The sequence below is a fragment of the Phaeodactylibacter xiamenensis genome, assembly GCF_000759025.1.
Lineage (GTDB): Bacteria > Bacteroidota > Bacteroidia > Chitinophagales > Saprospiraceae > Phaeodactylibacter > Phaeodactylibacter xiamenensis.
In genome coordinates this window covers 205720-231063 of sequence record NZ_JPOS01000039.1, presented here as the reverse complement: position 1 = coordinate 231063, position 25344 = coordinate 205720, and the positions used below count along the sequence as shown (strand labels likewise).

Below are 25344 nucleotides of genomic sequence, written 5' to 3'. Positions count from 1 at the left end.
TATTCAATTTCATTCAATAGTTAGCGAAACCTCACCTTTCTGATGAATCTTTTTTCGCCCGCGCATCTCCGGTGGCAACTGCAGGCCAGACAATTGGATGGCTTCGGCTTCCTGAAAGTGGAAAAAGTGCCGTTGGTAAGGGCTTTCGCCAAATTGATGGCTGATACGGATGTCCTCCAATTTGACATCTTTCACGTAGCCAAGCGTAAAATGAGCAGGCACAGCCGAGAAATCCTCCATTCCAGGCAGCGTGAGAAAAGATTTGTTCCCCCGTGGCTTTTTGGACACCGCCCTGAGGTCTGTCAGCTCGGTCAGCGCCATCGTGACCCCATTGAAACGAATGCCGCTGACAGGGTGGCCTGCTTGCCCGCCGATTAGTATGTTGCCGCGGGTGATGATTTTTACGTTGGAGAAGTCGATATCCCGGATCCTGCCCAGGGCCTGCTCTACCGACCGCTTGTCGATATCCATGTATATAGGGTATTCGGTTTTGTGCCGACTGCCCGTTTCGATCAGGATGCCGGAAAACTGGCAGTGTTCAAATATCCCCCCCTGCGTCATAAAAAAGGCGATGCCGTAGCGGGTGCCGCTAATATTGATATTGGAAAACTGGCAGTTTCGTATGGGGTACCGGGATCCGGTCCCAAACTTGACGGCCGCGTCATCACTGATGAGGATGCAGTCCGAGACCACGACCTGCTCGACTGTGTCTTGCGCCGACTTCAGGCATATGGCGTCATCTCCGGTAGAGATAAAGCAGTCGCTGATCAGTACTTGGCGGCAACCTTTGATGTCAATGCCATCCGTATTGGGGCTGCGTATATCATTGCGGATGCTCACGCCCCGCACCACCACATTTTTGCACTTCTGAAAAACCAGCACATGAGCGGGTGAATGGACTAGCTCGACGCCCTCCACTTGGATATCCTTGCTGTTGGTGATCAGAATCCAGGGGGCCGGTCGTGCCCCTTTCTCAGCCTTCCAGGACCGTCCGGAGCGGTCAAAGAAGCTTTCGCCCTGCCCGTCTATCACCCCGTCGCCGCTTAGCCGAAAGCGCTCTATGCTATCGCCCCAGATGAGATGGGGGTGCTCCTCATCGTAATCCTCCAGGCGCTTGCTGCCCAGCAGGGTGGCACCGGGTGCGAGCTGCAAGCGGGTATGGGAGTACACTCGGATACTCCCCGTAAGGTAAGTCCCAGTGGGAATCAGCACCGTCCCACCGCCCTTATCGTGGCAGTCGTCCAGCGCGGCTTGTATGGCTGCTGTGCTGTAGGAGGCTCCATCCGCAACGGCGCCATAATCTGCTACATTGAAGGTTTGTGCATGGGCTGATACATTGCCCACAGCCCACAGGAGCATTATTCCGCAGAGCTGTCGTAGGTCCATTTTTGTTCGTTGATTTGAATGTTTTCATAAACGATGTCTCGCGCCTGCTCTATACGCGCCGGCTGACCAGCTTCTTCCACTTGAATATCTTTTAGCCAGATTCTTTCGATGGGCTGCTCTTCTACGCCAACGATTTGCAGAGCGTTACCTCCCACGTAATTGCATTGCAGGTCGTTCACGTAAAAGTCATTGAATCGAGTTGGGTACTGATTGCCCCGGTAGCCATGGTAATCCATCCGGAAAATGAAGAGGGCCTTCTCCAGGCTGTCCGCTTGTATACGGCGAATGAATACGTTTTGTACGGCACCGCCCCGGTCCAGGTTGGTCTTAAAATTCAGGGCGTGCTGGCCCGCTTTCAGCTGACAATCTTCAATAAAGACCTCCTCAACCCCACCCGACATTTCGGAGCCTACAGCGAAGGCATTGACACCGGAGTTGAGCACACAATTCCTGATAATAATATTCCGGGAAGGGCCGCGTTCCCAGGCATCCTGATCCCGCCCCGCCTTGATGGCGATCGCATCATCGTGGGTTTCGATGTAACAGTCTTCGATCAGCACATCCACGCTGCTATCAGGGTCAATACCATCATCGTTGAGCACCTCGCCGTAAATGTTGAGTTGCCGGACAGTGACATTCTGGCAAAAAGGCAGGTGGATGGTCCAAAACGGGCTATTCTGCGCGGTGAAGCCCTCAAGCAGGATATTGTCGCAATCGTAAAACAGGATCAGGCTTGGGCGGAGGTAGTGGGGCTGCCCGTCTCCGTAACCATCGTCTTCCCCGTCCCCGTCAAGGTCCAGGAAGCCATTGGCGAATACCCGTTCTTCATCGGGAATAACGTCATTACCCATTTGCCGCAGGCGCTTTTTGTCCGGTTTTTGCTGCTTCCGCCAATCCGTAGACCACTGTTTTCCATTCCCTTCAATCAGCCCCTCCCCAATGATGCCGATGTTTTCCTGCTGATAGGCATAAATGAGCGGCGACCAGTTCCAGCAAACAGTGCCCTCCCAGCGTACTTTGACTGCAGGCAGGTAGTCTTCAGGGCGGTCGCTGAACCGCAGCACCGCATTTGGGGAAAGCTCCAGCGCCACACCGCTTTTCAGGTGGAGCGGCCCTTTGCACTGAAAAGTGCCGTTGGGAATTACCACCCGGCCGCCTCCGACCTCAGCCGCCTCGTTTATAGCCGCCACGATTGCCGGCCGGCTGTCAAATGTCGTATCCGCTTGGGCACCAAAGTCGAGAATGGAAAAGGCTGCCTCCGGAAATACCGGTGCTTTGATTTTTGCCAGACGGGCGGGCAATTCTTCCCAGGCGGCCTGTGCTCTTGCTTCCGCTTCCTGCCGGTTGAAGCCGTTTTCATCGCTTGCAGGGGCGCTACAGCCTACTAATAGAGCAAGCAGGAGCCAGGTGTATCTGCTCATGCTGCTGTTGTCAGTTTTTGATATCATAGCGATACTGCGCTGCTTTTTTGGCGTAATAATCCCGGAGTATGTAAAAGGCCTCCTTCTTAAATCCCCCTTCCGAAATCAGCCCCTTCCGGTTCCAGCCGTCCTGAATATTGGGCAGGTTACGGCGGGGGGAACGGAAATCGACCAATATCCAGGGCGTCATGCCGCGCAGGGAAGGGATTTCGTCGAGCATCTGCAGCGTCTCTTCATACATCCAGGCTTGGTAGTCTTCCGTCCAGATTTCTTCACGAGCGCCACGATAATTGTAAAGGGCACCGGCACCAAATTCACTGATAAAGAAAGGTTTGTCGTGGCTGCTCAGGTCCCAGCGCATCTGTGGGATACGCTCGGGCGTACTGCCGTACCAGCCGATGTACTCATTGACGCTGACCATATCAGAATAGGCTGCAAAGGGATCCGTGACGGTGACCCGCTTTTCCTGCTTGTCTTCCGTACGGTCAAGGGCGGCAGAAACCAGGCGGGTGGTATCGAGCTGACGCACTGCCCCGGCCATTGATTTCAGGAAACTGAGCCGGTCAGGGTCTTCGCGTGGCGTTTCATTGGCCACCGACCAAATGATCACGCTGGCGCGGTTCTTGTCCCGTTGTACCAGGCTTTGCATTTGCTGCTCTGCCTGTGCATAAGTCTCCGGGTTGGTGTAATTGATGCCCCAGTAGACGGGCACTTCCTCCCAAAGGAGCAGGCCCAGCTCGTCAGCCAGGCGGGCGGCGTGCTCGTTGTGCGGGTAGTGTGCCAGCCGCAGCATGTTGCAGTTGAGCTCCCTGGCCCAGCCAAATAAAAGCGCCATGTCTTCCCGGCTGTAAGCGCGCCCTCCTCGCATCGGGTTCTCTTCGTGCAAGGAGATGCCGCGCAGGAAAATCGGTTGCCCATTGAGCAGCAGGTCTTGCCCGGAAGCCTGAATGGTGCGAAATCCAATCTGGTCCAGCAGGGTGTCACGTCCACTTTGCAAAACCACTTCGTACCGCTTTGGGCGCTCCGGGTACCAACGCTTCAGGCCCTCTGCCGACAGTACTATAGCTGCCCGGCCGGCGGTATCCGTAGTAAAGGTTCGGGAAAGCTTGGCCTCGGGAATAGAGATAGTTACGGTTTGCCCCGGTTTTGCCTCATTGAGTTGCACGTAACCCCGGGCTATTGCCGGCTGTTCCGGGTCGAGTTGCAGCATGTAATCCTGAATAAAAACGTCTGGCACAGGGATGATTTTGACCTCCCGGGTTATACCGCCGTAGTTCCACCAGTCAGTGGTCAACCCCGGCACACGGCCTGCCGAGCGGCGGTTGTCTACTCTGACCACAATTTCGTTTAAGCCGCTCTTGAGCAGCTCCGTCACCTCAAAATTGAAAGGCGAGTAGCCCCCTTCGTGATAGCCGGCTTTTTGCCCGTTGAGGTAAACGTCAGCCCGGTAATTGACAGCACCGAAGTACAGGAAGTAGCGTTGCCCGGGCTGTAGCTCAATTGAAAAGTCCCTTTCGTACCAGAGTGTGCCTTCGTAGTACAGCAGCTCATCCTGCTGATGGTTCCAATCGCCCGGCACCTCTAGGGTTGGTGAGCGCTCAAAATCATATTCGATGCGCTGGGAAGGTGCCGTTTTTTTGGCATTAGCCCAATAGGGCGCCGCCGAAGCTTTGGTATTCACAAACTCATCGAAGGGCTCCCAGCGCCGGTGGTTGCGGTAGCCTGTTTCGTAAGGGTCAACGATGTAGTGCCACTGACCGTTTAGGCTTACCGAGGGGCGATGGTAAGCATTCTGTAGCAGCGGTGCGGGCTTTTGCCCATAGGCCATGAAGCTAATCGCCCAAAGTAAAGCCACTGTCCCGAAGCGGTAAATAAGATTATTATTCAGGTTTGACATACCCCAAATTGGCAATCTGTTAAGTAATGCCGTACGGCCTCTTATAGCCACAAGTGCTGAGGCCGTACGGAAAGAGTTTATTTTGAAGCACGGATGAAACGGCCGCTGGCGAAACGGTCACCCAGCTCTAACCGATAGAAGTAAGTACCCGTTGGCAGGAGCTCAGCGTTGTATTGTAATTGATGCTCACCAGCTCCCAGTTGGTTGTCAAGCACTACCGCCGCAGGCTGGCCCAACTGATTGAAGATGACCAGGCGCACAGGCTGTGCTTCCGGCAGCTCAAATTGGAAGGTCATTCGCTCCTGCACCGGATTGGGGAAGACAGTTAGTTGCACCTCTTTGGCTATAGCTGGGTCAAAGGTAGAAGAAGTCAGGTCATGCCAGTTCAGGTCGCCTAAGGGCAAACCGTCGTTGCCGGCCTCAAACAACTCCGAATCTGTGGAGTAACCGAAGTCAAAGGGCAGCTGGCCGGCGTTATCCGGATCTACGCCGCCGTTGCCGTCATCCAGGGGCAAAGCATTGTCTGGGTCTTCGTAGAAGGATTCGACATAGTCCAGAGGGGTAGCGGGACCATTGTTGAAAGTCACCGCCAGGTCCGTGATGGTTTCCAGTGTACCACCGGAAGCAGCAATAGCTGTCGCATCCGCATTGAGGCCATTTCTTACATAAACACTATCTCCCGGTTCTGCATCCACATTGAGTTGGTCATACAGGGTCTGCAGGGCAGGATCAACGTAGAAATTAATATTGGAGATCAGAGCGCTTTGAACCAAATCTGAAGAATCTACCTGCAGCGAACTGGCTCCTGGTTCGTTGAACCCAAGGAAGCCAGAGTTGACAAACAGGTTATTGGTGATCTCAGCCTCCACAAACTCCCCCAAATCGACGGTGCGGTCTCCCAGGTTGACACCTGTAACGTGGTTAAATTTGGCATAATTCACCACACCTCCGTCATCGCGCAGCATACGTGCTGAGAGGTTGTAGAAAGTCGTATTTTCCACCCAGATCGTATCAATATCGTTGCCCCGGTCATCAATGCCACGGCCGTTGCCAGGGTTAGAGAGGTTAACAATATTACTGATGATACTATTGGTGATGTAAAGTTTGTTATCGGTGTTGTCTAGTCTGATGGCAGACTGAGGAGCAAAGTCGAGATGGCAATTGTCAATGACGACACGCGCACCATCCTCACTGACCCGCAAAATTTGGGAGTCGGCTCCGCCAATAGCGTCCTTGTTGGTAATGAATAGCCCTCGTAAGGTAATGTCATTGCGTGCACGGAAAGCACGGAAAGGGTCTCCTCCTCCTGGCACATTAGGCCTGATTACGGGCCTGACAGCGGCATCAGCCTCCGCTTCAATACGCAGTGGATCTTCGTTTTCAATCGTGGAAGTAAGGATATAGAACCCTCCATCTTCCAACTCAAAGATAACATCCATACTGGTAGCGCCATTATCAGCGATGTAGCTGTCAATGGCTTCGTTAAGCGTACCCAGTCCAGGCGCTACCTGTATGATCGTCTGCGCGTAAGTCATGCTGACAAGCATGCATAACAGTGCGGTAATAAAAATAGTAATGTTGAAATTTTTCATAGTTAAAATGTTTTTCAAAAAAGGAATCAGATCATTGTATGCTTTTTAAAAGGAGCTGTTATCGCATGCACCCCAGTCCAGCATGGATAAGGCTAAAATTTATAACTCATCCCCAGGTCAGCCGTCCAGCCGAAGTATTCTTCCTCAATTGGGAATCTTTGGTCTGCTGCCAGAAAGACAAATTCCGGTGTATTGGTAATATTGTTGAAGTTCAGGAAGAGGCTAATGCCGTTCTTTAGCTTTTGCTTAACGGCCAAATCCCAGCGGCTAAACGCACGGAAGAAGCCGTCAAGCTCAACCCGGTCTCCTACAAACTGTAGCGTTGTGCCTTGCCGGACTACAGAAACCCGGGCAGAAAAGCCGCCCACCTCATACCCTAATGAAAGATTGAGCACATTATCGGGCTGATCTGGCAAAACACCCTGCCGGAAAGTATCCACTACAGTTGGTATGAAAAACGGAGGCTCGCCATCGATCACTTTCAGCTGTGGGAATAAGGTTTCGGAATTGATAAAGGTATAATTCGCGCTCAGTACAATGCCGTTGAATGGTTTGGGCAAAAAAGTCAAGTTGGCCTGTAAGTCAAACTCCGCTCCAAATACCGTTACCTCAGCAGGCAGGTTCTCTTGGGTAATTAAGCGGTATCCGGTTGTCGTGGAGGCGGGGTCAAGGTCTCGGGTAACCCTGGTATAGTCGACATTTTGCAGGCGCTTGTGAAACCCACCCACCGTGAACAATCCATACTTGTTATAGAAAGAAAAGAAGGCATCGTAATTCCAGGCCGTGGTATGTTCCAAATTCGCATTACCGCGCTGCACGATACCGTTGATGTCATCAATCTGCTGCCAGGGTACCAGGTCGAAGAAATTTGGCCTCGCCAAAGTACGCGTAGCCGCCAGGCGCACATCCATCCAGGGCTTGACTTGATACTTAGCCTGCACCATAGGCAGGAACTCGGTATAATTTTGCCGGCCAACAGTGTCCTGAGAACTAATGAGGACCTGACCTTCCAGCTCAAAAGAGCGACCGAATAAGCCTTCAAAGCGGGTTTGAGTATTTTCTACCCTTACTCCTGGAATGATAGTGAGCCGCTCAAAGAAGGTCAGTTTACTCATTAGGTAAGCGGCTCTGATGTCTTCATCCGCATCGTAGTTTTGCAGGCGCTGCCGCTCATCTTCCGAGTAAAACTCATCTTTGTAGGTATTGGTGAATGCCTGCAATTTTTCTGCATCCAACGTTGGCCCCAGCCCAAAGGGGAACCGGTTTTGCAAAAACACCCCTTCGTCATGGGTACCTGTAAATTCTGCTATGGTTATCCGGTCGTCACTATTCAATTGAAACCGCTCAGGGTAAGTCTCGGCAATTTCATCAATAGCACCAAAGGCAGACCAAAGCCGGAAACTCTCCCGGTTCCTAGATTGCAGCCTCACCTTAGCCCCCATCTTAAGAAAGCCGCTGAACGAATCACTGCCATTCTGGAAAGGGATTTTCCAGTCTACATTACCGGTGTACTTTCGTGTGGAAATGTCTTCGGTATCCAGCCGATCCTGCTGAAAGAACGTCCGTTCAAAATCATTTTTAGCTGCTGCTACGACTGATTCCAAACTGGATTCATCCACTTGCCCGGTGAATGCACCGGTTTCCCGGAAACGCGCTGTATTATCCGTAGGGGTATTGCGCTCTGTCAAGGCATAGGAAGCACCGTAGGAGAGTTCAGACTTCCAAAGCGGCAGCTGATAGGTACCCGTTAAAGTATTATTCCAGGTGAATTGATTGATAATTCGCCTGCGATAATCGTATTCCTTTCGGGAAGCCTCCGGGCGATAGCGGGTGCGAAAGCGGTCCTGGTCTTGATCTAAAACACCAACAAAACTGCAGATACTGATAGCTCCCCGTTCAAGCTCGTAATCCAGTGTCAGGCTACCACCGTAGCGCTTGCGAATTTCAATATTATCAGCCAGGTTAACATCCTCCACATTGACAATGGCAGCACCGGTGGTGTCCTCACCAATAGTGACATAACTACCGGTCAATATATCTGAGCTTCGATTGGCGCGCTGATAATTTCCGGTGACAATTACCCCCAGCTTATTGTCAAAGTACCGGTTGCTCAAACTGAGGTTGCCCCGATACTGTCCAAACTCGTCTTGCTGTTGGTTGTACCCGGTACTGCCTCTAAAATTGCCCCTAAGCCCGCGTTTGGCGCGCTTGATAAGAAAGTTGACCGTGCCGCCTACGGCATCCCCGTCCTGATCGGGCGTAATCGATTTATAGACCTCAATGCCGTCCAGTGCATCCGTGGAGACCATGCTGAGATCAACGGAGCGGTCGTTGCCATCGGTGGCCGGAATGCGCTCTCCGTTGATCGTAATGGAGTTATACCGAGGCGATAAGCCGCGGATGCTCACCTTGGTGGCTTCACCACCTTCCCGCTGCAGGCTTACGCCGGGGATACGCCCCACGGTTTCCGCAGCATTTTGGTCCGGTATGTCTTGTATACGGTCTTTGGAAACAATATTCACAATAGAATTGGCATTAATTTGCTTCTGTATAGCTGCACGCTGCCCTTCGAGCTGGGCGGATACCACTACTTCGTCCATTTCAAATGCCTCTTGCACCATTGTGAGCTCCAATGATTTTTGTTCACCGGGCTGTACCTGGATATTATAGTTTTTGGGCCGATAGCCAAGGTAGTTAAGCAACAGGGTATACTTACCTGCGGGCAGATCAAGTATACGGAATGTACCTTCCAGGCCTGTAGTACCACTAAATCTCGTCTCTTTCAGTTGCCAACTGGCAAATTCTAACGGCTGTCCGGTCAGTGAATCAGTCAGAACAGCCTCAACCTGAGCGTTCTGCCCACAAAGCATAGGTAAGGCTCCGAGAAGAAAAAAGCATATAAAGTGCAAGCGCTTTGATTGGAACATATAGAATGGGCTTTTCTTTCTTAATCAGGTGGAAGTTCCTGGATTTAAAATTTCAGAAAACATGCACAATAATGCAATCGATTGCGCATCAAATATAGGGTATATCTTGAAATAACTCAATTTTATTTGCTATTTGTTGAAAAAACAGCACAGTTTATTCTAAATTCGCCAAACCAACTCCGACAGAATGCAACCGATTGAATCGTTTTACTATAATATTGTACTGCATGTCCAAAACAACCATTTACGATATAGCATCAGAGCTCAACATCACACCATCCACTGTATCCCGGGCACTGAGTAACCACCCACGCATAAGCGCCCGTACAAAAAAGGCCGTTCGGGAAGTGGCGACCCGCTTGAATTACCGGCAGAATAGCATCGCGGCTGCACTCCGTAGTGGAAAAACCAATATGCTCGGAATAGTGGTGCCTACTACTGACCGCAGCTTTTTCTCATCTGTCATCCGCAGCATAGAGCAAGTCGCTACAGCATCTGAATACAACGTAATGATCACGCAGTCTAACGATCAGGAAAAAATGGAGCGGTCCAATATTGAGGCTTTGCTAAGAGCGCAGGTAGATGGGGTTATCGCTTCTATTTCCCGAGAGACCTCAGACTATAGTCATTTTAGAAAACTCACAGATAATGGCATTCCATTAGTCCTGTTTGATCGCGTCGCAGATCTAAATCATACCAGTATTGTGCGTATTGATGACTACCGGGGCGCCTACGAAGCCACAGCTCACCTCATTGCACAGGGGTGCAGCCGAATCGCCCACTTTGCCGGACAACAGAAGCTGGACATCTATCAGCAGCGCTTTCGTGGATATAAAGATGCGCTTCAAGACCATAGGATTGCTTTTGACGAGGCCTTGCTGCACTACAGTAATGTTAAAATTGAGGATGGCAGAGCAGGAATGAATACCTTATTACGGTTGAAAAGTCCTCCTGATGCCGTTTTCGCAGCCAGTGACTATGCCGCCATAGGAGCCATGCAAGTGCTAAAGGAAAAAGGGAAGCGGATTCCGGAAGACGTAGCATTAATTGGCTTCATGAATGAAACCTTCACTTCGTTTGTCGATCCTGGATTGACTACTGTTGACCAACTAAGCAAGAAAATGGGCGAAATTGCCGCCAGCACTTTTCTTGAACAAGTAGAATGTCCTGATGAATTTGTCTCCAAGAAAATCATCTTGAGCCCAAAGCTTATCGTTCGGGGTTCCTCTCTGAAAGCCGATTCAAGTTCAATGGAATCCAATAGTTGAGCAAGGAAGTTGGCAGGGTCTCGCACATCACAAATCAACCTGAAAAGTATGGGAAGACCTAGCCTCAAAAACCACTCCACCCGCCACCCCATCGTCAAACCTATAGCTTCCGGGCGGAAAAGACGACCCTGCACCAACCCTTCCTGCTGACTCAGGGAACGGCGGTAGCCACCCCGAACAAACAACCGCCCGAACGCCAGGAAGACAAGTTGAAGTCGACTCCTGCTTTACAGGCCGTATGGGCATCAAACACCCACGGAAGCTGCTGCGCTGCTGAATACTCACCCTCCGGTTATTCCTATTTTTTAGGTTGAAAAGTCAATTGGAAATGAAAATCTGCGAAATACCCAGCATTTGGCGGCATCGCAGGAATATTTTTATTGATGTGGCATAAAAAAATATATGTAGATGGTGAAATACCTTTCTGCTCCCCTCTCAGGATCGCCTACTTTGTAGCCGTATTAAATGGTAAAACACCTAGACCTTTTTTCCAACATCAACCTTACTGAACAATGAACGTCTACGCATTCATCACGCCCCTCGTGCTTATCCTCCTCATCGCCGAGATTCTAGTTTGTCTAAAACAAAAAAACGGATACTATAACTTTCAGGATACAGTAGCCAACCTGGCTACAGGGATCGGCAATCAGTGCATCAATTTAGCCGTGGCGCTGTTTGTCTATAATTTTTACAACTGGCTGTATCAGTTTGCCCCGTGGCAGATTGAAGCCAAATGGTACAACCTCATCCTGCTGCTCATTTTACAGGATTTTATTTTTTATTGGTTCCACAGAACGGGGCACAGCATCAACATTTTTTGGGCTGCACACGGGCCGCACCATTCCAGCGAAGAGATGAATTTAAGTGTAGGCATCCGGGCAAGCTTCACCCAACGGCTGTTCCAGTTTTTATTCTTTGACTGGATACTTGTGCTCATGGGCTTTTCGCCAGAACTGGTGTACAGCATGGCGGCAGTGCACTTGTTTTTGGCCTATTGGCACCATACCCGGCTCATTAAACGAATGGGGTGGTTTGAGAAGTGGTTTGTCACGCCTTCACACCACCGGGTGCACCACGGAGTAAATACGCAGTATATCGACAAGAATTTCTCGGAATTCCTTATCATCTGGGACAAATGGTTCGGTACTTTCGAAGAGGAAGACGAGGAAATCTGCTATGGCGTGACGCACCCACCCCGAACCTGGGACCCCATTGCCATCAACCTTCAATACTGGAAACAGCTCTGGGAAGACGCCGTGGCTGCGCCAAACTGGTGGGACAAGATCCGATTGTGGTTCATGCCCACTGGCTGGAGACCACCGGGAGTTGGCGAGCACCTTCCCCGCCAGGGCTATACCCTCGCAGAACAGGTAAAATACCAAAGCTCGCCCATGACAGAAAGCAGCGGATACCTGCTCTTGCAGTTAGCTGCGGGGCTGCTCTTTATGTTTTTCACCATCAATCAGGGCTTTCCATTTAACGGGTGGGAGCGATTGATCATGAGCCTGGCTATTTTCGTGATGATCATAGCCTGGGGCGGCATTCTACAATCCAAGCCCTGGGCAAAATCTCTTGAAGCCTTCCGCCTCGTCACCATGTCCGTACTCTTTCTATCTGTCCTGGAGCGCCATAATATGATCGAATGGACGGGCTGGACCGTTATCTTCACGGCACTCTGGTGCGGTGGCAGTATCCTCTGGCTATCGATGAAAATGGCACGAGCAGAAGCAAAGGAAACCGCGATGGCGTAATTGTTGTTTTTGCACGCTGCTTTTTCTAAACAGACCTATTTCAACCTAAAACCTCCAAAATGGAACGTCTCGCCTTTCCACTAATGCTATTGCTATGCCTTTGCGTTTGTTCCTCCTGCGGTATTCTCCGGGCAATATGGTTTAACATACCAGACACAGACGACTATCGCCACGACCCACAGCGCCGGTTCAGCGCCCCTGCCGAGGCGTTCCATTTTTTCAGGAACAAGGAAGCAGAGGACCTTGGCCAGCAACTGAGCGTCACCTACCAGTTGGTCTACAATCACCTGCTGCTCAATGATTTTGTGAAAATGTTTAATACCGAGGCTTTTCTTATCATCCGTAACGATACCGTGCTTTACGAGCGCTACCCCAATGGCCTTGCCAGCGATCATCTTGTGACCACTTTTTCAGTCAGTAAAGCCATCATAGCGACCCTTGTGGGGCGGTCTATCAAGCAGGGGCACCTGCGCGGCCTTGAACAGACTGTAGGCGAAGTACTGCCCCAATGGCGCGGCCAAACCATCGGACAGGTGACCGTGCAGCAGCTCCTACAGCACACCTCAGGCATCCAGTTTACTACCAAACTCATCAACCTTGGTTGTGACCAAATCCAGTTTTATTACGGCAGGAATCTGCGTCGCCGCATGAACCGCCGCAAGCTGGCGTACCCACCCGGAGAGCATTTCCAATACTCCAGCGCCAACACCCAATTGCTCGGCCTGATGCTGGAAGCCGTCTTGCCCCAAAAGCCCGATGGGACTCCCCAAACGCTTTCTGATTACCTCGAAGCGCAACTCTGGCACCCCCTCGGCATGGAAGCCCCAGGCTCCTGGTCGCTAGACCGCCGGGACGAACAAGCCATAGAACGGACATTTTGCTGCCTCCAGGCCCAAGCCATTGACTTTGCCAAGCTAGGCCGCCTTTGGCTCAACGATGGCAACTGGCAAGGCCGCCAATTACTGCCCCCTCAGTGGATAGACTTCATAATCGGGCTCGAACACCCAGAGACAGGACTCTACCACTGTGGATTTACCACAGTAGGCATAGGCTGCAACCGGGCTTACTATGCCAGCGGCCTAATGGGCCAGTTCATATACGTCGTACCGGAAAAGAACCTGCTCATCCTCCGCTTTGGGGAACATAAAAAAGCATATTCCACGAATCTTTGGCGGGATTTTTTCGCGCAGATTGCGGACAAACTATTGATAGTGACTGCTACTCAGCCTACAAAGTAAACAAGTTGTTGCCTGTTACAGCCTGACTACCCGGAAAGGGGTTGCTACGGTAGTAAGATGGAAACTTTCTTGCCAACCGCTTAACTACCACTCCACCCGCCATCCCATCGTCAAACCCATAGCTTCCGGGCGGAAAAGACGGCTCTGCACCAGCCCTTCCTGCTGACTCAGCGAACGGCGGTAGCCGCCCCGGACAAACAAGCGACCAAACCGTACAGGCGGCAAAAGCACTTGCCCCTCCAGGCGTACCGCCCATCCTGCCTGGTATTGGGTGTTGGTATTTACCAGTTCATAACCATCGGTTAGGTAGCCGCCCGACTGCCAGGAGGATAGGCCGAGGTCTATACCTGCCCTGCCTTCCAGCCGCCAGCCTCCGGCAGACCAGGTTCTGCCAATCAGTACAGGTATCAACCAGGAGCGGAAGGTACTGTGCTGCTGTATATTGACCCGCCGGATGCCGGGTATGGAGTCAGTGGTGGAAGTAAATTCTTCTCCGGTGATGGTATTCCGGAAAATGGTATCCACGGTATTGGGTTGGTATAGCTGGACTGGGAAAGCTTCCTGCAAACGCTCCCGCTGCACCAGTTCTTCCAGATCGATGCCGGCCCAAAGCGTATAAGGCCTTTGCGGAAGTGCGTACCCTATCCGGAGGCTTGCAGCAAGCCCGCTTAGTGGGTCGATGGTGGTATTGGGCAATTTCGCACTGTAAATATCCGGGTTCAGATTGAAGGCAACCCCCATCCCGGCTTCCACAATCCAGGGGTCGCGAACAGCCTGCATTTTCTGCACTTCCGGATATGGGGTAGTTGAATCGAGGCTGATTACCGCTTGCGGGGGTAACACTTCAATTTGACTTAACAGCTCTGGTTCGGACAAGTTATTCCGTATTTTTTCAGTTGAGGCCACCCCACTATCTTTGATTTCGTTCGAAGGGCCGCTTGTTGTTGAGGCTGCCTGTGACTTGGATGGCTCTGTGGCCTTTATCTCAGTGCTTCCCGGTGAAGCAACCGGTATATTTGTATCGGCTTTAACTTTCGGGTTATTCATTGGGGAGAGAGTACCCATATCTTTGGCTACCGGCATTTCCTCCGGCACCTTCGTCGCAGTTTCAGCTATAGCTGAATTTTCGCCCGCTAAATAGCCGGGCACCGGGAAATAGCCCAGCTCAGTTGTACCACCAAACAGGCTAAAGTAGCCGATAACCAGCATCACTAATGTACCAACCGGCAGCCACCACCAGAAAAGCAGTCGCCGGCGTTTTTTCTGCTCCAGACCTGCCCTGATGTTTGGCCCCATTTGTTCCCAGCTAAGGTTGGCTGGAATATCTGTTGATTTATGCCGGCCCAGCTTATCGTTGAGCCCGCCTCGTTGATCAAATGTTTCCATAATGACCCTTTATTTTTTGTGCTTCCAATGCTTCTCTTAATAGTTTTTTGGCGCGTGATAATTGCGACCGCGACCCTACCGGGCTAATGTCCAGCATCTTACCGATCTCCTCGTGGCTGTACCCGTCCACCACATAAAGGTTGAACACCGTGCGGGCGCCTGCCGGCAATTTGGCAATTAGTTCAAGCAGATACTCCGCATCGTAGTGCGATAGGTCAATGGTCGTCGTGCGGGCAGCTTGTTCGGAAATCATGAACTCCTCTGCCCGAAGCCGCTGTTGTTTGCGTTGGAAAGCAATAGTTTTATGAATCGCTAATCCCCGAATCCAATGGTGTAAATCCCCTTTATTGGGGTCAAATCGTTCCAGCCCCTGGAATACCGCAACGAAGATATCCTGAATCAAGTCGCTCTGTTCAGCCTGCTCCACACCAAATCGCCGGACAATTGTCAGTATGTACGGCAGGTATTGCTCGTAAAGCAGCTGCTGCGCCCGGGCATTGCCTTTCAGGCATTTTTTGATGAGGCTGTCGGTATTCATGGGGCGCTCCTTATTCGCAGTCTTCGTAGGGCATGCTGAAGGAAGCCGTATACTCACCGACATAAACATACCCACTACATGGCAAATCATTGCCTAAAGGCCCGTCTATTCTGAAAAAGTCACCAGTAAAGGTCCCAGTGATTTCCGTCTCGGTAATTTCCGTAATCGATAACTCTGCATTTTGGTACTCACAACCAGTACCAGGAGAGACCAGACTGAATAACACCATAGGTTGCCCATCGACCTCCACAGTAATACCCACCTGAGTGACGTATTCCTCACCCTCGAAAACGTGAAAATCTAAAATAAAGAAATTGGCACCATTGCCTCCGGTGCTTGCTGTATAGGAAGCCCCCCCATTACATATTATCGTGCCAGAAGTTAAAGCATAAGACGTGAAGTTATTTGCCCCTATAAATCGCCGGGCGCCCCCCTCGGAAACAAAAACATCTTCTTCCTGCGCTTTCAGGGCAAAGCCTTGTTGGAATTCCACCTCGGCGGGCGTAACCTCCTCGGGGATATCAATGGTTTCATTGAAATTTTCCCGCTCGCAGTTGGTCAGCGTAAAAAATGCGACTAAGCAAAAACAGATTGTAATTCGTTGCATGATCATTGTTTTTGCTTATCTATTGTGATGTGGTGATGGAAACGTTGCAACCGTACTCTACTTTTTTTGAATTCTTTTTAAGCCGGAGCTATAAAGGCACTGACTATTAAACAATTACGGCATTAACCAATTCCGTGAACTTTAAAGGGCAAAATGGAATTCCAGCTCTTTTGTTGCGGGAAAATCAGTATTTCACCACTGCCTGTACAAGAAAGTTGGGCATATATTTTGAAAAATGATTTTTACATAGCAATATTGCAATATTAAAAAATTGAAACACTATGGGGCTTACCAAAACTGAGGGCTACACACAAGCGCAAATCGAGCTGGCCACCGTTGCCAAAGTGCTGGGCCACCCGGCGCGTGTTGCCATCGTGCAGCACCTGCTGGAAATCAACGCCTGCATTGGCAATGACCTGATGGACGTACTGCCCCTCTCCCAGCCTACCATCTCCCGCCACTTGTCGGAGCTGAAAAAAGTCGGCATCATAAAGGGCACCATCGAAGGCTCAAGTATGAACTACTGCATCAATGCCCACCGCTGGCGCGAAATCCGTCAGATGCTGGGCGGGCTGCTGGGTATGGAGCCGGGTGAGCAGTGCTGTTGAAACAAGTACCCGTTTTGCAGGATGATTAAATAACCCTGAAAATTAATATTGCAATATTGCAATAAAGTTATCTTTAAATCACTAATCCCTTTTCACTATGACCGTTTCTGAACTTAAAACACACCTTCAATCCGTTGACCAACTGATTTTCCAGCAGCCTAACGGGCAGGTCGTACCGCTGCATTTTCACATCACAGAGATGGGGCTGACCACCAAGCACTTTGTTGACTGCGGTGGCACTACCCGCACAGAAGCGCACGCCAGCCTGCAAATTTGGGTGGCCGAGGACTACGACCATCGGTTAAGCCCGGATAAGCTGATCGGCATTATCGATATGGCCACTCCCCTGCTCCAGGCTCAAAACCCGGAGGTGGAAATTGAATACCAAACCGACACCATCGGCCGGTATGGGCTGGATTTCAAACAGAGAAAATTTGTGCTGATGCCAAAGCAGACCGACTGCCTGGCAAAGGAAAAGTGCGGGATAAGCATGGAGGCTTTACCATTGGCCGTAAATACATCGGATTGTGCACCGGGCAGTGGCTGCTGCTAAAATTCAAAATTGAAGACGACCATGGGTTTATTACCAAAACTGAATGCTTACGCCGAATCGCTGTTGCAGGAAGCTCAACAAATACCGGACGAACGGAAAGCGCTGCTACAACAACTTGCTGATTATCTGGTCCAGTCAAAAAAGGCGCCGGTGAAACTAAATTTCATTTGCACCCACAATTCCCGCCGCAGCCATATCGCTCAGATTTGGGCGGCCGCCGGAGCAGCGTACTTGGGTATCCCGGGCGTAGAGACTTACTCAGGCGGCACAGAGGCCACAGCTTTCAACCCAAGGGCGGTGGCGGCGCTGCAACGGACTGGCTTCAAAATTGACAGCCCCGGCGGGGAGAATCCGCATTATCAGGTTGCTTTCGCGGAAACGCAGGCCCCACTGATCTGCTACTCCAAGACTTTTGATGCGCCGGTCAATCCTCAATCCGGATTTGCGGCCATTATGACCTGCTCCGATGCCGACGAGAATTGCCCGTTTATCCCGGGAGCAGCTTTCCGTCTGCCGCTAACCTACGATGACCCTAAGGTTGCCGATGGCACACCGGAGGAAACGGCCCGATACGACGAGCGCGTCCGGCAGATTGGACGGGAAACCCTGTACGCTATGCAATTGGCAGCTCAAAAAATGAAATCCGCATGACTTCAAAAAGCACCACCAAGCCCCGTAAAAGCCTTTCCTTCCTTGACCGCTACCTGACGCTTTGGATTTTCCTGGCCATGGCAGTGGGTGTCGGGTTAGGCTACTTTTTGCCTGGTACAGCCGATTTGGTCAATTCCTTTTCCCGGGGCAGCACCAATATCCCAATCGCCATCGGCCTCATTTTGATGATGTACCCGCCCTTGGCAAAGGTCAACTACCGCATGCTGCCGCAGGTCTTCCGTAATGTGAAGATCCTGGGTTTGTCCTTGTTCCTCAACTGGATTGTGGGACCAATCCTCATGTTTGTGCTGGCTATTGTTTTTCTACGCGACTATCCGGAGTATATGACCGGGCTCATCCTCATCGGGCTGGCGCGCTGCATTGCGATGGTGATTGTGTGGAATGACCTGGCGGAAGGCAGCCGGGAATATGGGGCCGGGCTGGTTGCATTGAACAGCATTTTCCAGGTCTTCTTTTACAGCTTCTACGCCTGGCTGTTCATTACGGTTTTGCCTCCGGTATTGGGCTTTGAAGGGGCGATTGTGAATATCTCCATCGCCACTGTAGCGGAAAGCGCAGCCATCTACCTGGGCATCCCCTTCCTGGCGGGGCTGCTGAGCCGGGTGCTGCTGGTACGGGCCAAAGGAGAAGAATGGTACCAACACCAATTTGTGCCCGTGATTTCCCCCATAACCCTCATCGCCCTGCTGTTTACGATTGTAGTCATGTTCAGCCTCAAGGGCGAACTGATCGTGGAAATACCGATGGACGTAGTCCGCATTGCAATTCCATTGCTGATTTACTTCGCCCTGATTTTCCTCATCAGCTTTTTTGTGGGGAAATGGCTGGGCGCGGACTACCCCCGCAACGCTGCGGTCGCCTTTACGGCAGCGGGGAATAACTTTGAGCTGGCGATTGCTGTAGCGATCGCGGTCTTCGGGCTGAATTCCGGTCAGGCTTTTGCCGGGGTGATCGGGCCGCTGGTCGAAGTGCCGGCTTTAATTGTGCTGGTGAATGTGGCGTTTTGGCTGAGAAGCAAGTATTACAGCGCTTAAGCCGCAAGGGTTACGGCGTTCCTCCTGCTCTGCTTCCCATTTTTAATTAATCGGTTGAGGGTAGTATTGTTGTGTCTTTTGCTATTACCACTTTTTTTGCAAAACCATTCTATTAGGAAAGCCCTAAGTCGGAAAGGCCTTTACACCAGGAAAACAGCCTTACACACTCAACACCGCCGAAACCTCCACCGCCTCCATAAAATCGGTAGCGATCTCATCGCCCGGCAGGAAAATATGGATATCGGTATACCCCTTGGGGCCAGGGCTGCGGTAGCGCTCGATCTGCGTATCCTTAAGGTTGACAATCCAAACCTCCGGGATAGCGTGGCTGGCGTAAAGAGGGAGCTTGATATCCCGGTCTTTTTCGAGGCTGGTGTCCGCTACTTCTACGAGCAAGACTACTTCATCGGGCCTAGGATGAGAGCGAGCATACAGATCCGCACGGTATTTTAATACACTTAAGTCTGGTTCAGGCTCCGAGTAGTCATCTAGATGAATAGGGTTTTGCGCAGTAAACAGAAAGTCATCCTTCGGAAGATGCATAGAAAAATACCGGATCAATTGGTTGACCGAACCAGCATGATTGCTTTTAATAGGGCTCATATCTACAATTTTTCCATAGAGCAACTCTACGCGCTGCTCCTCGAAAACCCCGGCCTCCGCCATGCGGTGATAGTCTGCTACAGAGAAGCAGTGGGTGTCGGTTATTTTGGCAACTTGAATGGTCATGGATGCTAGTTTAGAGCAAAATACAGAAATTTGCATCGGGATGCAAGGGCGGCCAGGGGAATGGGCATAACAACACCACGGCACTTGATACTAAAGCGTTGACATTATTCCCCCATTTCCGTATTTTTACGAAAAACACATCTTTCATGCCGGAGGTAAGCCTAAGTGAGTACCAAGTCGAACGCCAAAAGCCTTTGCCCTCATTTAACCACGGACTGTTACAAGCGAGCCTTGCCCGGGAGCTGGGCGTTAATTACAAAGGTAAATATCATATACTCTCCGAACTGAGCCTGCAACTCGACGACTGGCTCTCTGTCCCCGACCTCTGCATTTATCCTAAAAAACCACTCGACCTGCGCAATGATCAGACCAAGACGCTGGAGCCACCACTCTGTGCAATTGAAATCAGCTCGCCTACCCAGCCTTTAGGAAAACTGACCATTAAGGCAGGCCAATACTTTGATCATGGCGTGCGCTCGGTATGGGTCGTATTTTTGGAACTGGGCAATGTTTATGTTTTTTCCGGTAAGGATACCTACGAGATATACCGCCCCGAAGAAACGCTCAAAGACGAGGTACTGGATATTGAACTGCCGCTGGTTGAAGTATTTGAATAAAAACCATTACGCTAAGCGTTAATATTTTTTAGAAGAAGCCCGCGCTCCCCGCAAACCAAATCCCGCTTCGTACACTTAATTGCCTGAATACCGACCTAACCCTCACCCAAAAATCCAACGGCCATGCATTTTCCCTTATTGCAAGACTTGCTCATCTTCATGGGCTTCTCGGCAATTGTCGTGTACGCACTGCAGCGCATTCGGCTGCCTTCCATCCTGGGCTTTTTGGTGACCGGCATCCTGATCGGGCCGCATGGGTTGGGGCTGGTGAGCGAATCCGAGCAGATTGAGCTTATTTCGGAGATTGGGGTCATCCTGCTGCTCTTTGTCATCGGTATGGAATTGTCCATCAAGCATCTGGCATCCATTAAAAATACCGTTTTCATTGGAGGTTCCTTACAGGTTGGACTCACGGTACTGGTGGCAGGCTCCGGGTACTACTTTTTAGGCAATAGCTGGGAAGAATCGCTTTTCGTCGGTTTTCTGTTCTCGCTTTCCAGCACTGCTATTGTTCTAAAAGTGCTGCAGGACCGCAACGAAATGTCGGCTCCACAGGGTCGGAATGCCCTTGCTATCCTCATCTTCCAGGATATCATCGTGGTGCCAATGATGCTGTTCACTCCAATTATTGCCGGTCAGGGGGCGATGTCACTGGAAGTATCCTGATGCTTCTGCTCAAGACCGCCGTGGTCATCCTGATTACGATTTTGAGCGCCCGCTACCTGGTCCCCCGGCTGATGCACGGTATTGCGAAAACGGACAGTCAGGAACTATTCCTGATTACCACAATCACCATCTGTTTTGCGGTGGCTTTCCTGACCGCAGAAGCCGGCCTTTCACTGGCGCTGGGGGCTTTTCTGGCCGGCCTGGTCATCTCGGAGTCCGAGTACAGTCATCAAGCCACAAGCGTCATCCTGCCTTTCCGGGAGCTGTTTACGAGTTTCTTTTTCATCTCCGTTGGCATGTTGCTCGATCTGCAGTTCTTCTTGGCCAATATCGGTATCGTAATGCTGATTGTAGTTGCCGTATTTTTCATCAAGTCTATCATCGCTGCTTTGGCGATAGCAGTGCTGAAATATCCACCCCGGACTTTTCTGCTTACGGGCTTAGCGCTATTCCAGGTTGGCGAATTTGCCTTTATCCTTTCAAAAGTGGGTATTCAATATGACTTGCTGGACCCCGAAACCAATCAGTACTTCCTGGCCGTCTCCATCGTCTCCATGCTGCTAACGCCATTCGTCATCATTTTCTCTGAGCGCATCGCCTTTGGCGTGATGAAGTTCCGCCCGATTGAGGCATGGGACAGAAAGATGGTGGCTTCAAAGGAGCAGGATCATTCCGTAGCCACAGACCAACTCCACAACCACCTGGTTATCATCGGCTACGGCATAAATGGAAGCAACCTGGCGAGGGCAGCCGAATTCAGCGATATTCCCTACGTAGCTGTGGAAATGAACGCGGAAACCGTCAAAGCAGAACAGAAAAAAGGCGTACCCATACTCTATGGAGACGCCCGGCAGGACCATATCATGGAGGCGGTGAATATCCCTAAAGCCCGAGTTGTCGTTATCGCGATTTCAGATCCCGCGGGAACAAAAGTGGTCGTCCAAAATATCCGGATGGTCAGCCAGTCTGTACACCTTATCGTCAGGACACGCTTCGTCAAGGAAATCCCCGAGCTCATCGCCCTGGGCGCAGATGATGTTATACCCGAAGAATTTGAGACTTCAATCGAAATCTTCTCCCGTACCCTTCATTACTTCCTCATCCCGGAGGACGATATCGGGCACTTTGCCGAGATTACCCGCTCGAATAACTACGGTCTTTTTCAGAATAAGAAAAGTATCCCCCGGACCTTCCGCCCCGGCAAATACCCGGAATTTGATATTACCTGCCTGAAGGTACGGACAGACAACCGGCGGATCGTAGGTAAAACGTTAAGTGAACTTGACGTAAGGAACCAATATGGTATTAACATCCTTGGGTTATCCCGAAAAGACAAGCTCATTACCAATAGCGGGCCGGATGAAATCCTGTTGCAACGGGATATTCTGTATGTAACTGGTAAACAGGAGAGTATCGATCAGTTTAGAAAGGTGATCGAGTAAAAAATTAATACATTCAGTGTTTTTCCGCTTCAGTCCTTGCAAAAGTCTATCGTTTATCGTAGTTTTACGATGAAACGAATTAAAGAGCATGAAAGTACTAGCAGAGCAGCCCATTTCTGAAAATGCCAACCAGGAGCTGGCCCGGTTTGCCAAGGCATTAGGGCACCCTACCCGGCTGCAAATCCTGCAATTACTGGATTCTCAGGCCTGCTGCTTTACCGGTGACCTGGTTGAAGTTATTCCCGCGGCACAGTCCACCATTTCCCAGCATCTGCGGGAGCTTAAAAATGCAGGACTGATACAGGGCGAGATCAATCCGCCACGGGTGAAGTACTGCATCAACAAGGAGAATTGGCGGAAAGCCAAACTGCTTTTCACCCATTTCTTTGAAGAATAAAACTTTTTTTACCTCCATTTATCGCCAATCGACGATAAACTATAAACAATAAAAAACATGAAAACCATCAAAATTTTGGGTACCGGCTGTCCCAAGTGCAAACAAACTGAAGCTGTCGTCCGCAAAGCAGTAGCTGATCTGGGCGCTGATGCTGACATTCAAAAAGTGGAAGACATTCAGGATATCATGCAGTACAACATCCTAAGCACACCTGCGGTAGTAATCGACGAGGTAGTGCAGATCAAAGGCCGTGTGCCCAATGCTGCCGAATTAGAAGCATTGCTAAAAGCTTAACCTATGTTCACCTGGATAGAATGGCTGGCAGATCAGCTGATTTTTGGCCTGCTGGGGCTAGCACCGGATACCCATCTGGGTGCGGCCCTGCAATTTTTCGTGTACGATACCGTCAAAATCCTGCTGCTGCTCTTCTTCATCACTTTCATCATGGGCATTGTGAATGCCTACTTCCCGGTAGAGCGGCTGCGCAGCTTTTTGCAGCGCAACCGGCTGTTCGGACTAGAGTACCTGTTAGCCTCCATTTTTGGAGCGGTGACACCGTTTTGCTCCTGTTCGTCTGTCCCTCTGTTCATCGGGTTTGTAAGGGGTGGCATACCGATTGGCGTCACCTTTGCCTTTCTCATCACCTCTCCCTTGGTCAATGAAGTTGCCCTGGCGTTATTCCTGGGCATGTTTGGGCTCGAAACCACACTGATTTACGCCGGCTCCGGTATTTTGCTGGGAGCGGTCGGTGGATGGGTACTCGGAAGGCTGGGCGTAGAACGCTACCTCAGTGACTGGGTGCAAAAAATGGCAGAGCAGCCGGTGATGACGGGAGATTTCGAAGAAGACGGGCAGACTTTCCGGCAGCGACTGCCTGGCATCACACAGGAGGCCCTGAGCATCGTGCGGGGCGTTTTGCTTTATGTTATTGTTGGTATTGGGATCGGTGCAGCTATGCATGGTTATGTCCCGGAAGGCTTCTTTGAGCAATACCTGGGCGGAGGGCAATGGTGGACGGTACCATTGGCTGTCATTCTTGCTGTGCCTATGTACGCAAATGCTGCCGGTATTGTACCCGTTATTCAGGTCTTCGTGGCCAAAGGGATACCCTTAGGCACGGCGATAGCCTTCATGATGGGCACAATCGGGCTTTCCCTGCCGGAAGCCACCCTGCTCAAAAAAGTGATGACCATGAAACTGATCCTGATCTTTTTCGGGGTGGTGACCACCTTTATCATCTTATCAGGGCTATTATTCAACCTTATTCTTTAGACAACTCTAATTTAACCTATGCGTTGGTTTCTCGTATTCTTTTTTGCAACTGTAATCACCTTTTCGGCACAGGCTCAGCAGGTCTTTACCGCTGGGGCCGCCCGTAATGTGATGATGGGCACCGATCTTTCGCCCCATGTTCGACTCGATACGCTTTTAGAGCATCCCCACCTTTTCGCACTGGGGCCAGTAGAAGACCTGCAGGGCGAAATCACCGTATTCGATGGGCAAGCGTTTACCGCAACTGCTACCCCCTCTGGCATCATAACTCAGGTCAGTCCCGGTATACGGGCGCCATTCCTGGTGTACGCCTACGTCCCACGTTGGGCTGCCTACGAGATGGACCGCCACATTGACGGGCCAAAAGCACTGGAAGCGCTGATCGACAGTTTGGGGCAAGCCCATGGTTATGGGGCAGAGGAAGCGTTCCCCTTCCGCTTATCCGGTCAATGGGACCAGGTGGATTACCACATTATCATGCGGGACAAGACAGAAAAGCAACACAGCCACGCTGCTCATGACCGTGCCAAACGGCGCTTTACTTTGGAGCAGGCAGCAGGCGATATTGTAGGCTTCTTTTCCCGTAATCATCAAGGGGTATTCACCCACAAAGACCAGTTTATCCATCCGCACTTCCTGGCAGCCGACCGCAGTACCACCGGACACCTCGATGGGCTACAGCACCACGGCCGCTACACCGTGTACCTGCCGGCCACAGGTAACCGGGCACCGTTGAGCGTGGTCGATACCGACTTTTCCAAAGGAAAATTGCGGCATCATCAATTGGTAAGCCTCGAAGATCTCACCCGTTTCCATGGGCACCGCTGCGATGGATTAGCAGTTGGTTTCGTCGGATTAAAAACAGCCCTCTGCGAACTCTTCCCCGATTCCGTCATTGACCGCACCAGCCTCCGGACAGTCAGTAAGCCGGCGCCCTGTCTTGTGGATGCTGCCACGTACATGACTGGAGCACGCTATCCCTTCAACACCTTCTATACCACCCGGGACATACCTTACCTGTTCATCGTTCAGCGTACAGACAATGGCCAAACGCTGGGCATTCATCTGAAACCTGGCGTGAAGCCCGCTGAAATCATCCGCCTGTCGGCGCTCGCCGAGCAACGGAAGTTATCAGATGGTGATTTGTTAGCGCTTAAACGACTGGAAGATAGGTTTACAGACTTTATCCTGCTCACGCCCCCGGAGCAACTCTTCGAAGTCACTCCACTACCAGACTTCGATTGGCAACCAGTACTGCACAATGATTTTATCAAAACGGATGTGCTGAATAAATAAAGTCGAAGAAAAGAGATAAGGTTCTGACTACAGAGGAGACTTGAAAT

23 protein-coding genes are annotated in these 25344 nt (G+C 51.0%); 14 read left to right on the top strand and 9 right to left on the bottom strand.

What is annotated here, in order from left to right:
• Positions 1–9: 9 nt before the first annotated feature.
• The 5 genes from IX84_RS31160 to IX84_RS17385 all read right to left on the bottom strand — a co-directional run bounded on the left by IX84_RS31160 (position 10) and on the right by IX84_RS17385 (position 9223).
• Positions 10–1386 carry a glycoside hydrolase family 28 protein gene (locus IX84_RS31160; protein WP_081968813.1) on the bottom strand — a complete coding sequence of 459 codons (1377 nt, stop codon included), beginning with the start codon at positions 1384–1386 and terminating at the stop codon, positions 10–12.
• Positions 1359–2807: a glycoside hydrolase family 28 protein gene (locus IX84_RS17400; RefSeq protein WP_072013669.1), complete on the bottom strand. Its 1449-nt coding sequence runs from the start codon at positions 2805–2807 to the stop codon at positions 1359–1361. Before IX84_RS17400 ends, IX84_RS31160 begins: the two co-directional genes overlap by 28 nt.
• 10 nt (positions 2808–2817) lie before the next feature.
• Positions 2818–4704 (bottom strand): glycoside hydrolase family 2 protein, encoded by a 1887-nt coding sequence (locus tag IX84_RS17395; RefSeq protein ID WP_052516128.1) that lies wholly within the window; start codon positions 4702–4704, stop codon positions 2818–2820.
• Between the two features lie 77 nt (positions 4705–4781).
• Positions 4782–6296 (bottom strand): T9SS type A sorting domain-containing protein, encoded by a 1515-nt coding sequence (locus IX84_RS17390; protein WP_044223587.1) that lies wholly within the window; start codon positions 6294–6296, stop codon positions 4782–4784.
• Between the two features lie 92 nt (positions 6297–6388).
• On the bottom strand, positions 6389–9223 hold the full coding sequence (locus IX84_RS17385; protein WP_044223585.1) for a TonB-dependent receptor: 2835 nt from the start codon (positions 9221–9223) through the stop codon (positions 6389–6391).
• 227 nt (positions 9224–9450) lie between these two features.
• Between IX84_RS17385 and IX84_RS17380 the strand changes: the two genes are divergently transcribed.
• The 3 genes from IX84_RS17380 (at position 9451) to IX84_RS17370 (ending at position 13480) form a co-directional block, all read left to right on the top strand.
• Complete coding sequence (locus IX84_RS17380; RefSeq protein ID WP_044223583.1) at positions 9451–10491, top strand: LacI family DNA-binding transcriptional regulator; 1041 nt, start codon at positions 9451–9453, stop codon at positions 10489–10491.
• Between the two features lie 512 nt (positions 10492–11003).
• The gene (locus tag IX84_RS17375) at positions 11004–12242 is read left to right on the top strand and encodes a sterol desaturase family protein (RefSeq protein ID WP_044223581.1); all 1239 of its coding nucleotides are present in this window, start codon (positions 11004–11006) and stop codon (positions 12240–12242) included.
• Positions 12243–12301: 59 nt separating this feature from the next.
• Positions 12302–13480: a serine hydrolase domain-containing protein gene (locus tag IX84_RS17370; protein WP_081968812.1), complete on the top strand. Its 1179-nt coding sequence runs from the start codon at positions 12302–12304 to the stop codon at positions 13478–13480.
• 84 nt (positions 13481–13564) lie between these two features.
• On the opposite strand, the gene IX84_RS17365 is transcribed toward IX84_RS17370, so the two are convergent.
• Genes IX84_RS17365 through IX84_RS17355 form a run of 3 tightly spaced genes read right to left on the bottom strand, consistent with a single transcriptional unit; the run spans position 13565 to position 16011 of the window.
• Positions 13565–14866: a hypothetical protein gene (locus tag IX84_RS17365; RefSeq protein WP_044223578.1), complete on the bottom strand. Its 1302-nt coding sequence runs from the start codon at positions 14864–14866 to the stop codon at positions 13565–13567.
• Positions 14853–15404 carry an RNA polymerase sigma factor gene (locus IX84_RS17360; protein WP_044223575.1) on the bottom strand — a complete coding sequence of 184 codons (552 nt, stop codon included), beginning with the start codon at positions 15402–15404 and terminating at the stop codon, positions 14853–14855. Before IX84_RS17360 ends, IX84_RS17365 begins: the two co-directional genes overlap by 14 nt.
• Before the next feature lie 10 nt (positions 15405–15414).
• On the bottom strand, positions 15415–16011 hold the full coding sequence (locus IX84_RS17355) for a hypothetical protein (protein ID WP_152605111.1): 597 nt from the start codon (positions 16009–16011) through the stop codon (positions 15415–15417).
• A 281-nt stretch (positions 16012–16292) separates the two neighbouring features.
• Between IX84_RS17355 and IX84_RS17350 the strand changes: the two genes are divergently transcribed.
• The 4 genes from IX84_RS17350 to arsB all read left to right on the top strand — a co-directional run bounded on the left by IX84_RS17350 (position 16293) and on the right by arsB (position 18878).
• Positions 16293–16619, top strand: coding sequence for an ArsR/SmtB family transcription factor (locus IX84_RS17350; protein ID WP_044223572.1), 327 nt, complete (start codon positions 16293–16295; stop codon positions 16617–16619).
• A 97-nt stretch (positions 16620–16716) separates the two neighbouring features.
• Positions 16717–17172, top strand: a complete 456-nt coding sequence (locus tag IX84_RS17345; protein WP_044223570.1) for a DUF6428 family protein — start codon at positions 16717–16719, stop codon at positions 17170–17172.
• A 21-nt stretch (positions 17173–17193) separates the two neighbouring features.
• Positions 17194–17823, top strand: coding sequence for a low molecular weight phosphatase family protein (locus tag IX84_RS17340; protein WP_044223568.1), 630 nt, complete (start codon positions 17194–17196; stop codon positions 17821–17823).
• Complete coding sequence (gene arsB, locus IX84_RS17335; protein ID WP_044223566.1) at positions 17820–18878, top strand: ACR3 family arsenite efflux transporter; 1059 nt, start codon at positions 17820–17822, stop codon at positions 18876–18878. Before IX84_RS17340 ends, arsB begins: the two co-directional genes overlap by 4 nt.
• A gap of 159 nt (positions 18879–19037) precedes the next feature.
• Here the strand turns inward: arsB and IX84_RS17330 are convergent, their stop codons facing one another.
• Positions 19038–19607, bottom strand: coding sequence for a Uma2 family endonuclease (locus IX84_RS17330; RefSeq protein ID WP_044223565.1), 570 nt, complete (start codon positions 19605–19607; stop codon positions 19038–19040).
• Positions 19608–19753: 146 nt separating this feature from the next.
• Between IX84_RS17330 and IX84_RS31155 the strand changes: the two genes are divergently transcribed.
• From IX84_RS31155 to IX84_RS31150, 7 genes are all read left to right on the top strand, one after another.
• Complete coding sequence (locus IX84_RS31155; RefSeq protein WP_052516126.1) at positions 19754–20224, top strand: Uma2 family endonuclease; 471 nt, start codon at positions 19754–19756, stop codon at positions 20222–20224.
• 123 nt (positions 20225–20347) lie between these two features.
• Positions 20348–20890, top strand: a complete 543-nt coding sequence (locus tag IX84_RS34350; protein ID WP_202965265.1) for a cation:proton antiporter domain-containing protein — start codon at positions 20348–20350, stop codon at positions 20888–20890.
• Complete coding sequence (locus IX84_RS34345) at positions 20890–22332, top strand: monovalent cation:proton antiporter family protein (RefSeq protein ID WP_202965264.1); 1443 nt, start codon at positions 20890–20892, stop codon at positions 22330–22332. The genes IX84_RS34350 and IX84_RS34345 overlap by 1 nt, the downstream gene beginning before the upstream one ends.
• A gap of 88 nt (positions 22333–22420) precedes the next feature.
• Positions 22421–22729 (top strand): ArsR/SmtB family transcription factor, encoded by a 309-nt coding sequence (locus tag IX84_RS17315; protein ID WP_044223563.1) that lies wholly within the window; start codon positions 22421–22423, stop codon positions 22727–22729.
• Between the two features lie 57 nt (positions 22730–22786).
• Positions 22787–23023: a thioredoxin family protein gene (locus IX84_RS17310; RefSeq protein ID WP_044223560.1), complete on the top strand. Its 237-nt coding sequence runs from the start codon at positions 22787–22789 to the stop codon at positions 23021–23023.
• 3 nt (positions 23024–23026) lie between these two features.
• Positions 23027–24001, top strand: a complete 975-nt coding sequence (locus IX84_RS17305) for a permease (RefSeq protein ID WP_044223558.1) — start codon at positions 23027–23029, stop codon at positions 23999–24001.
• A gap of 18 nt (positions 24002–24019) precedes the next feature.
• Positions 24020–25297: an acetolactate decarboxylase gene (locus IX84_RS31150; protein ID WP_052516124.1), complete on the top strand. Its 1278-nt coding sequence runs from the start codon at positions 24020–24022 to the stop codon at positions 25295–25297.
• The last annotated feature ends 47 nt before the right edge of the window (positions 25298–25344 follow it).

Excerpts from the sequence above, each read along its gene's own strand:
- IX84_RS17345 (WP_044223570.1), top strand. The coding sequence starts at position 16,717 with ATGACCGTTTCTGAACTTAAAACACACCTTCAATCCGTTGACCAACTG.
- IX84_RS17340 (WP_044223568.1), top strand. The coding sequence starts at position 17,194 with ATGGGTTTATTACCAAAACTGAATGCTTACGCCGAATCGCTGTTGCAG.
- IX84_RS17330 (WP_044223565.1), bottom strand. The coding sequence starts at position 19,607 with ATGACCATTCAAGTTGCCAAAATAACCGACACCCACTGCTTCTCTGTA.
- IX84_RS31150 (WP_052516124.1), top strand. The coding sequence starts at position 24,020 with ATGCGTTGGTTTCTCGTATTCTTTTTTGCAACTGTAATCACCTTTTCG.
- IX84_RS17355 (WP_152605111.1), bottom strand. The coding sequence starts at position 16,011 with ATGCAACGAATTACAATCTGTTTTTGCTTAGTCGCATTTTTTACGCTG.
- IX84_RS17380 (WP_044223583.1), top strand. The coding sequence starts at position 9,451 with ATGTCCAAAACAACCATTTACGATATAGCATCAGAGCTCAACATCACA.
- IX84_RS17350 (WP_044223572.1), top strand. The coding sequence starts at position 16,293 with ATGGGGCTTACCAAAACTGAGGGCTACACACAAGCGCAAATCGAGCTG.
- IX84_RS17360 (WP_044223575.1), bottom strand. The coding sequence starts at position 15,404 with ATGAATACCGACAGCCTCATCAAAAAATGCCTGAAAGGCAATGCCCGG.
- IX84_RS31160 (WP_081968813.1), bottom strand. The coding sequence starts at position 1,386 with ATGGACCTACGACAGCTCTGCGGAATAATGCTCCTGTGGGCTGTGGGC.
- IX84_RS17395 (WP_052516128.1), bottom strand. The coding sequence starts at position 4,704 with ATGTCAAACCTGAATAATAATCTTATTTACCGCTTCGGGACAGTGGCT.
- IX84_RS17310 (WP_044223560.1), top strand. The coding sequence starts at position 22,787 with ATGAAAACCATCAAAATTTTGGGTACCGGCTGTCCCAAGTGCAAACAA.
- IX84_RS17390 (WP_044223587.1), bottom strand. The coding sequence starts at position 6,296 with ATGAAAAATTTCAACATTACTATTTTTATTACCGCACTGTTATGCATG.
- IX84_RS17385 (WP_044223585.1), bottom strand. The coding sequence starts at position 9,223 with ATGTTCCAATCAAAGCGCTTGCACTTTATATGCTTTTTTCTTCTCGGA.
- IX84_RS17400 (WP_072013669.1), bottom strand. The coding sequence starts at position 2,807 with ATGAGCAGATACACCTGGCTCCTGCTTGCTCTATTAGTAGGCTGTAGC.
- IX84_RS34345 (WP_202965264.1), top strand. The coding sequence starts at position 20,890 with ATGCTTCTGCTCAAGACCGCCGTGGTCATCCTGATTACGATTTTGAGC.
- IX84_RS31155 (WP_052516126.1), top strand. The coding sequence starts at position 19,754 with ATGCCGGAGGTAAGCCTAAGTGAGTACCAAGTCGAACGCCAAAAGCCT.
- IX84_RS17305 (WP_044223558.1), top strand. The coding sequence starts at position 23,027 with ATGTTCACCTGGATAGAATGGCTGGCAGATCAGCTGATTTTTGGCCTG.
- IX84_RS17365 (WP_044223578.1), bottom strand. The coding sequence starts at position 14,866 with ATGGAAACATTTGATCAACGAGGCGGGCTCAACGATAAGCTGGGCCGG.
- IX84_RS17375 (WP_044223581.1), top strand. The coding sequence starts at position 11,004 with ATGAACGTCTACGCATTCATCACGCCCCTCGTGCTTATCCTCCTCATC.
- IX84_RS34350 (WP_202965265.1), top strand. The coding sequence starts at position 20,348 with ATGCATTTTCCCTTATTGCAAGACTTGCTCATCTTCATGGGCTTCTCG.
- IX84_RS17315 (WP_044223563.1), top strand. The coding sequence starts at position 22,421 with ATGAAAGTACTAGCAGAGCAGCCCATTTCTGAAAATGCCAACCAGGAG.
- arsB (WP_044223566.1), top strand. The coding sequence starts at position 17,820 with ATGACTTCAAAAAGCACCACCAAGCCCCGTAAAAGCCTTTCCTTCCTT.
- IX84_RS17370 (WP_081968812.1), top strand. The coding sequence starts at position 12,302 with ATGGAACGTCTCGCCTTTCCACTAATGCTATTGCTATGCCTTTGCGTT.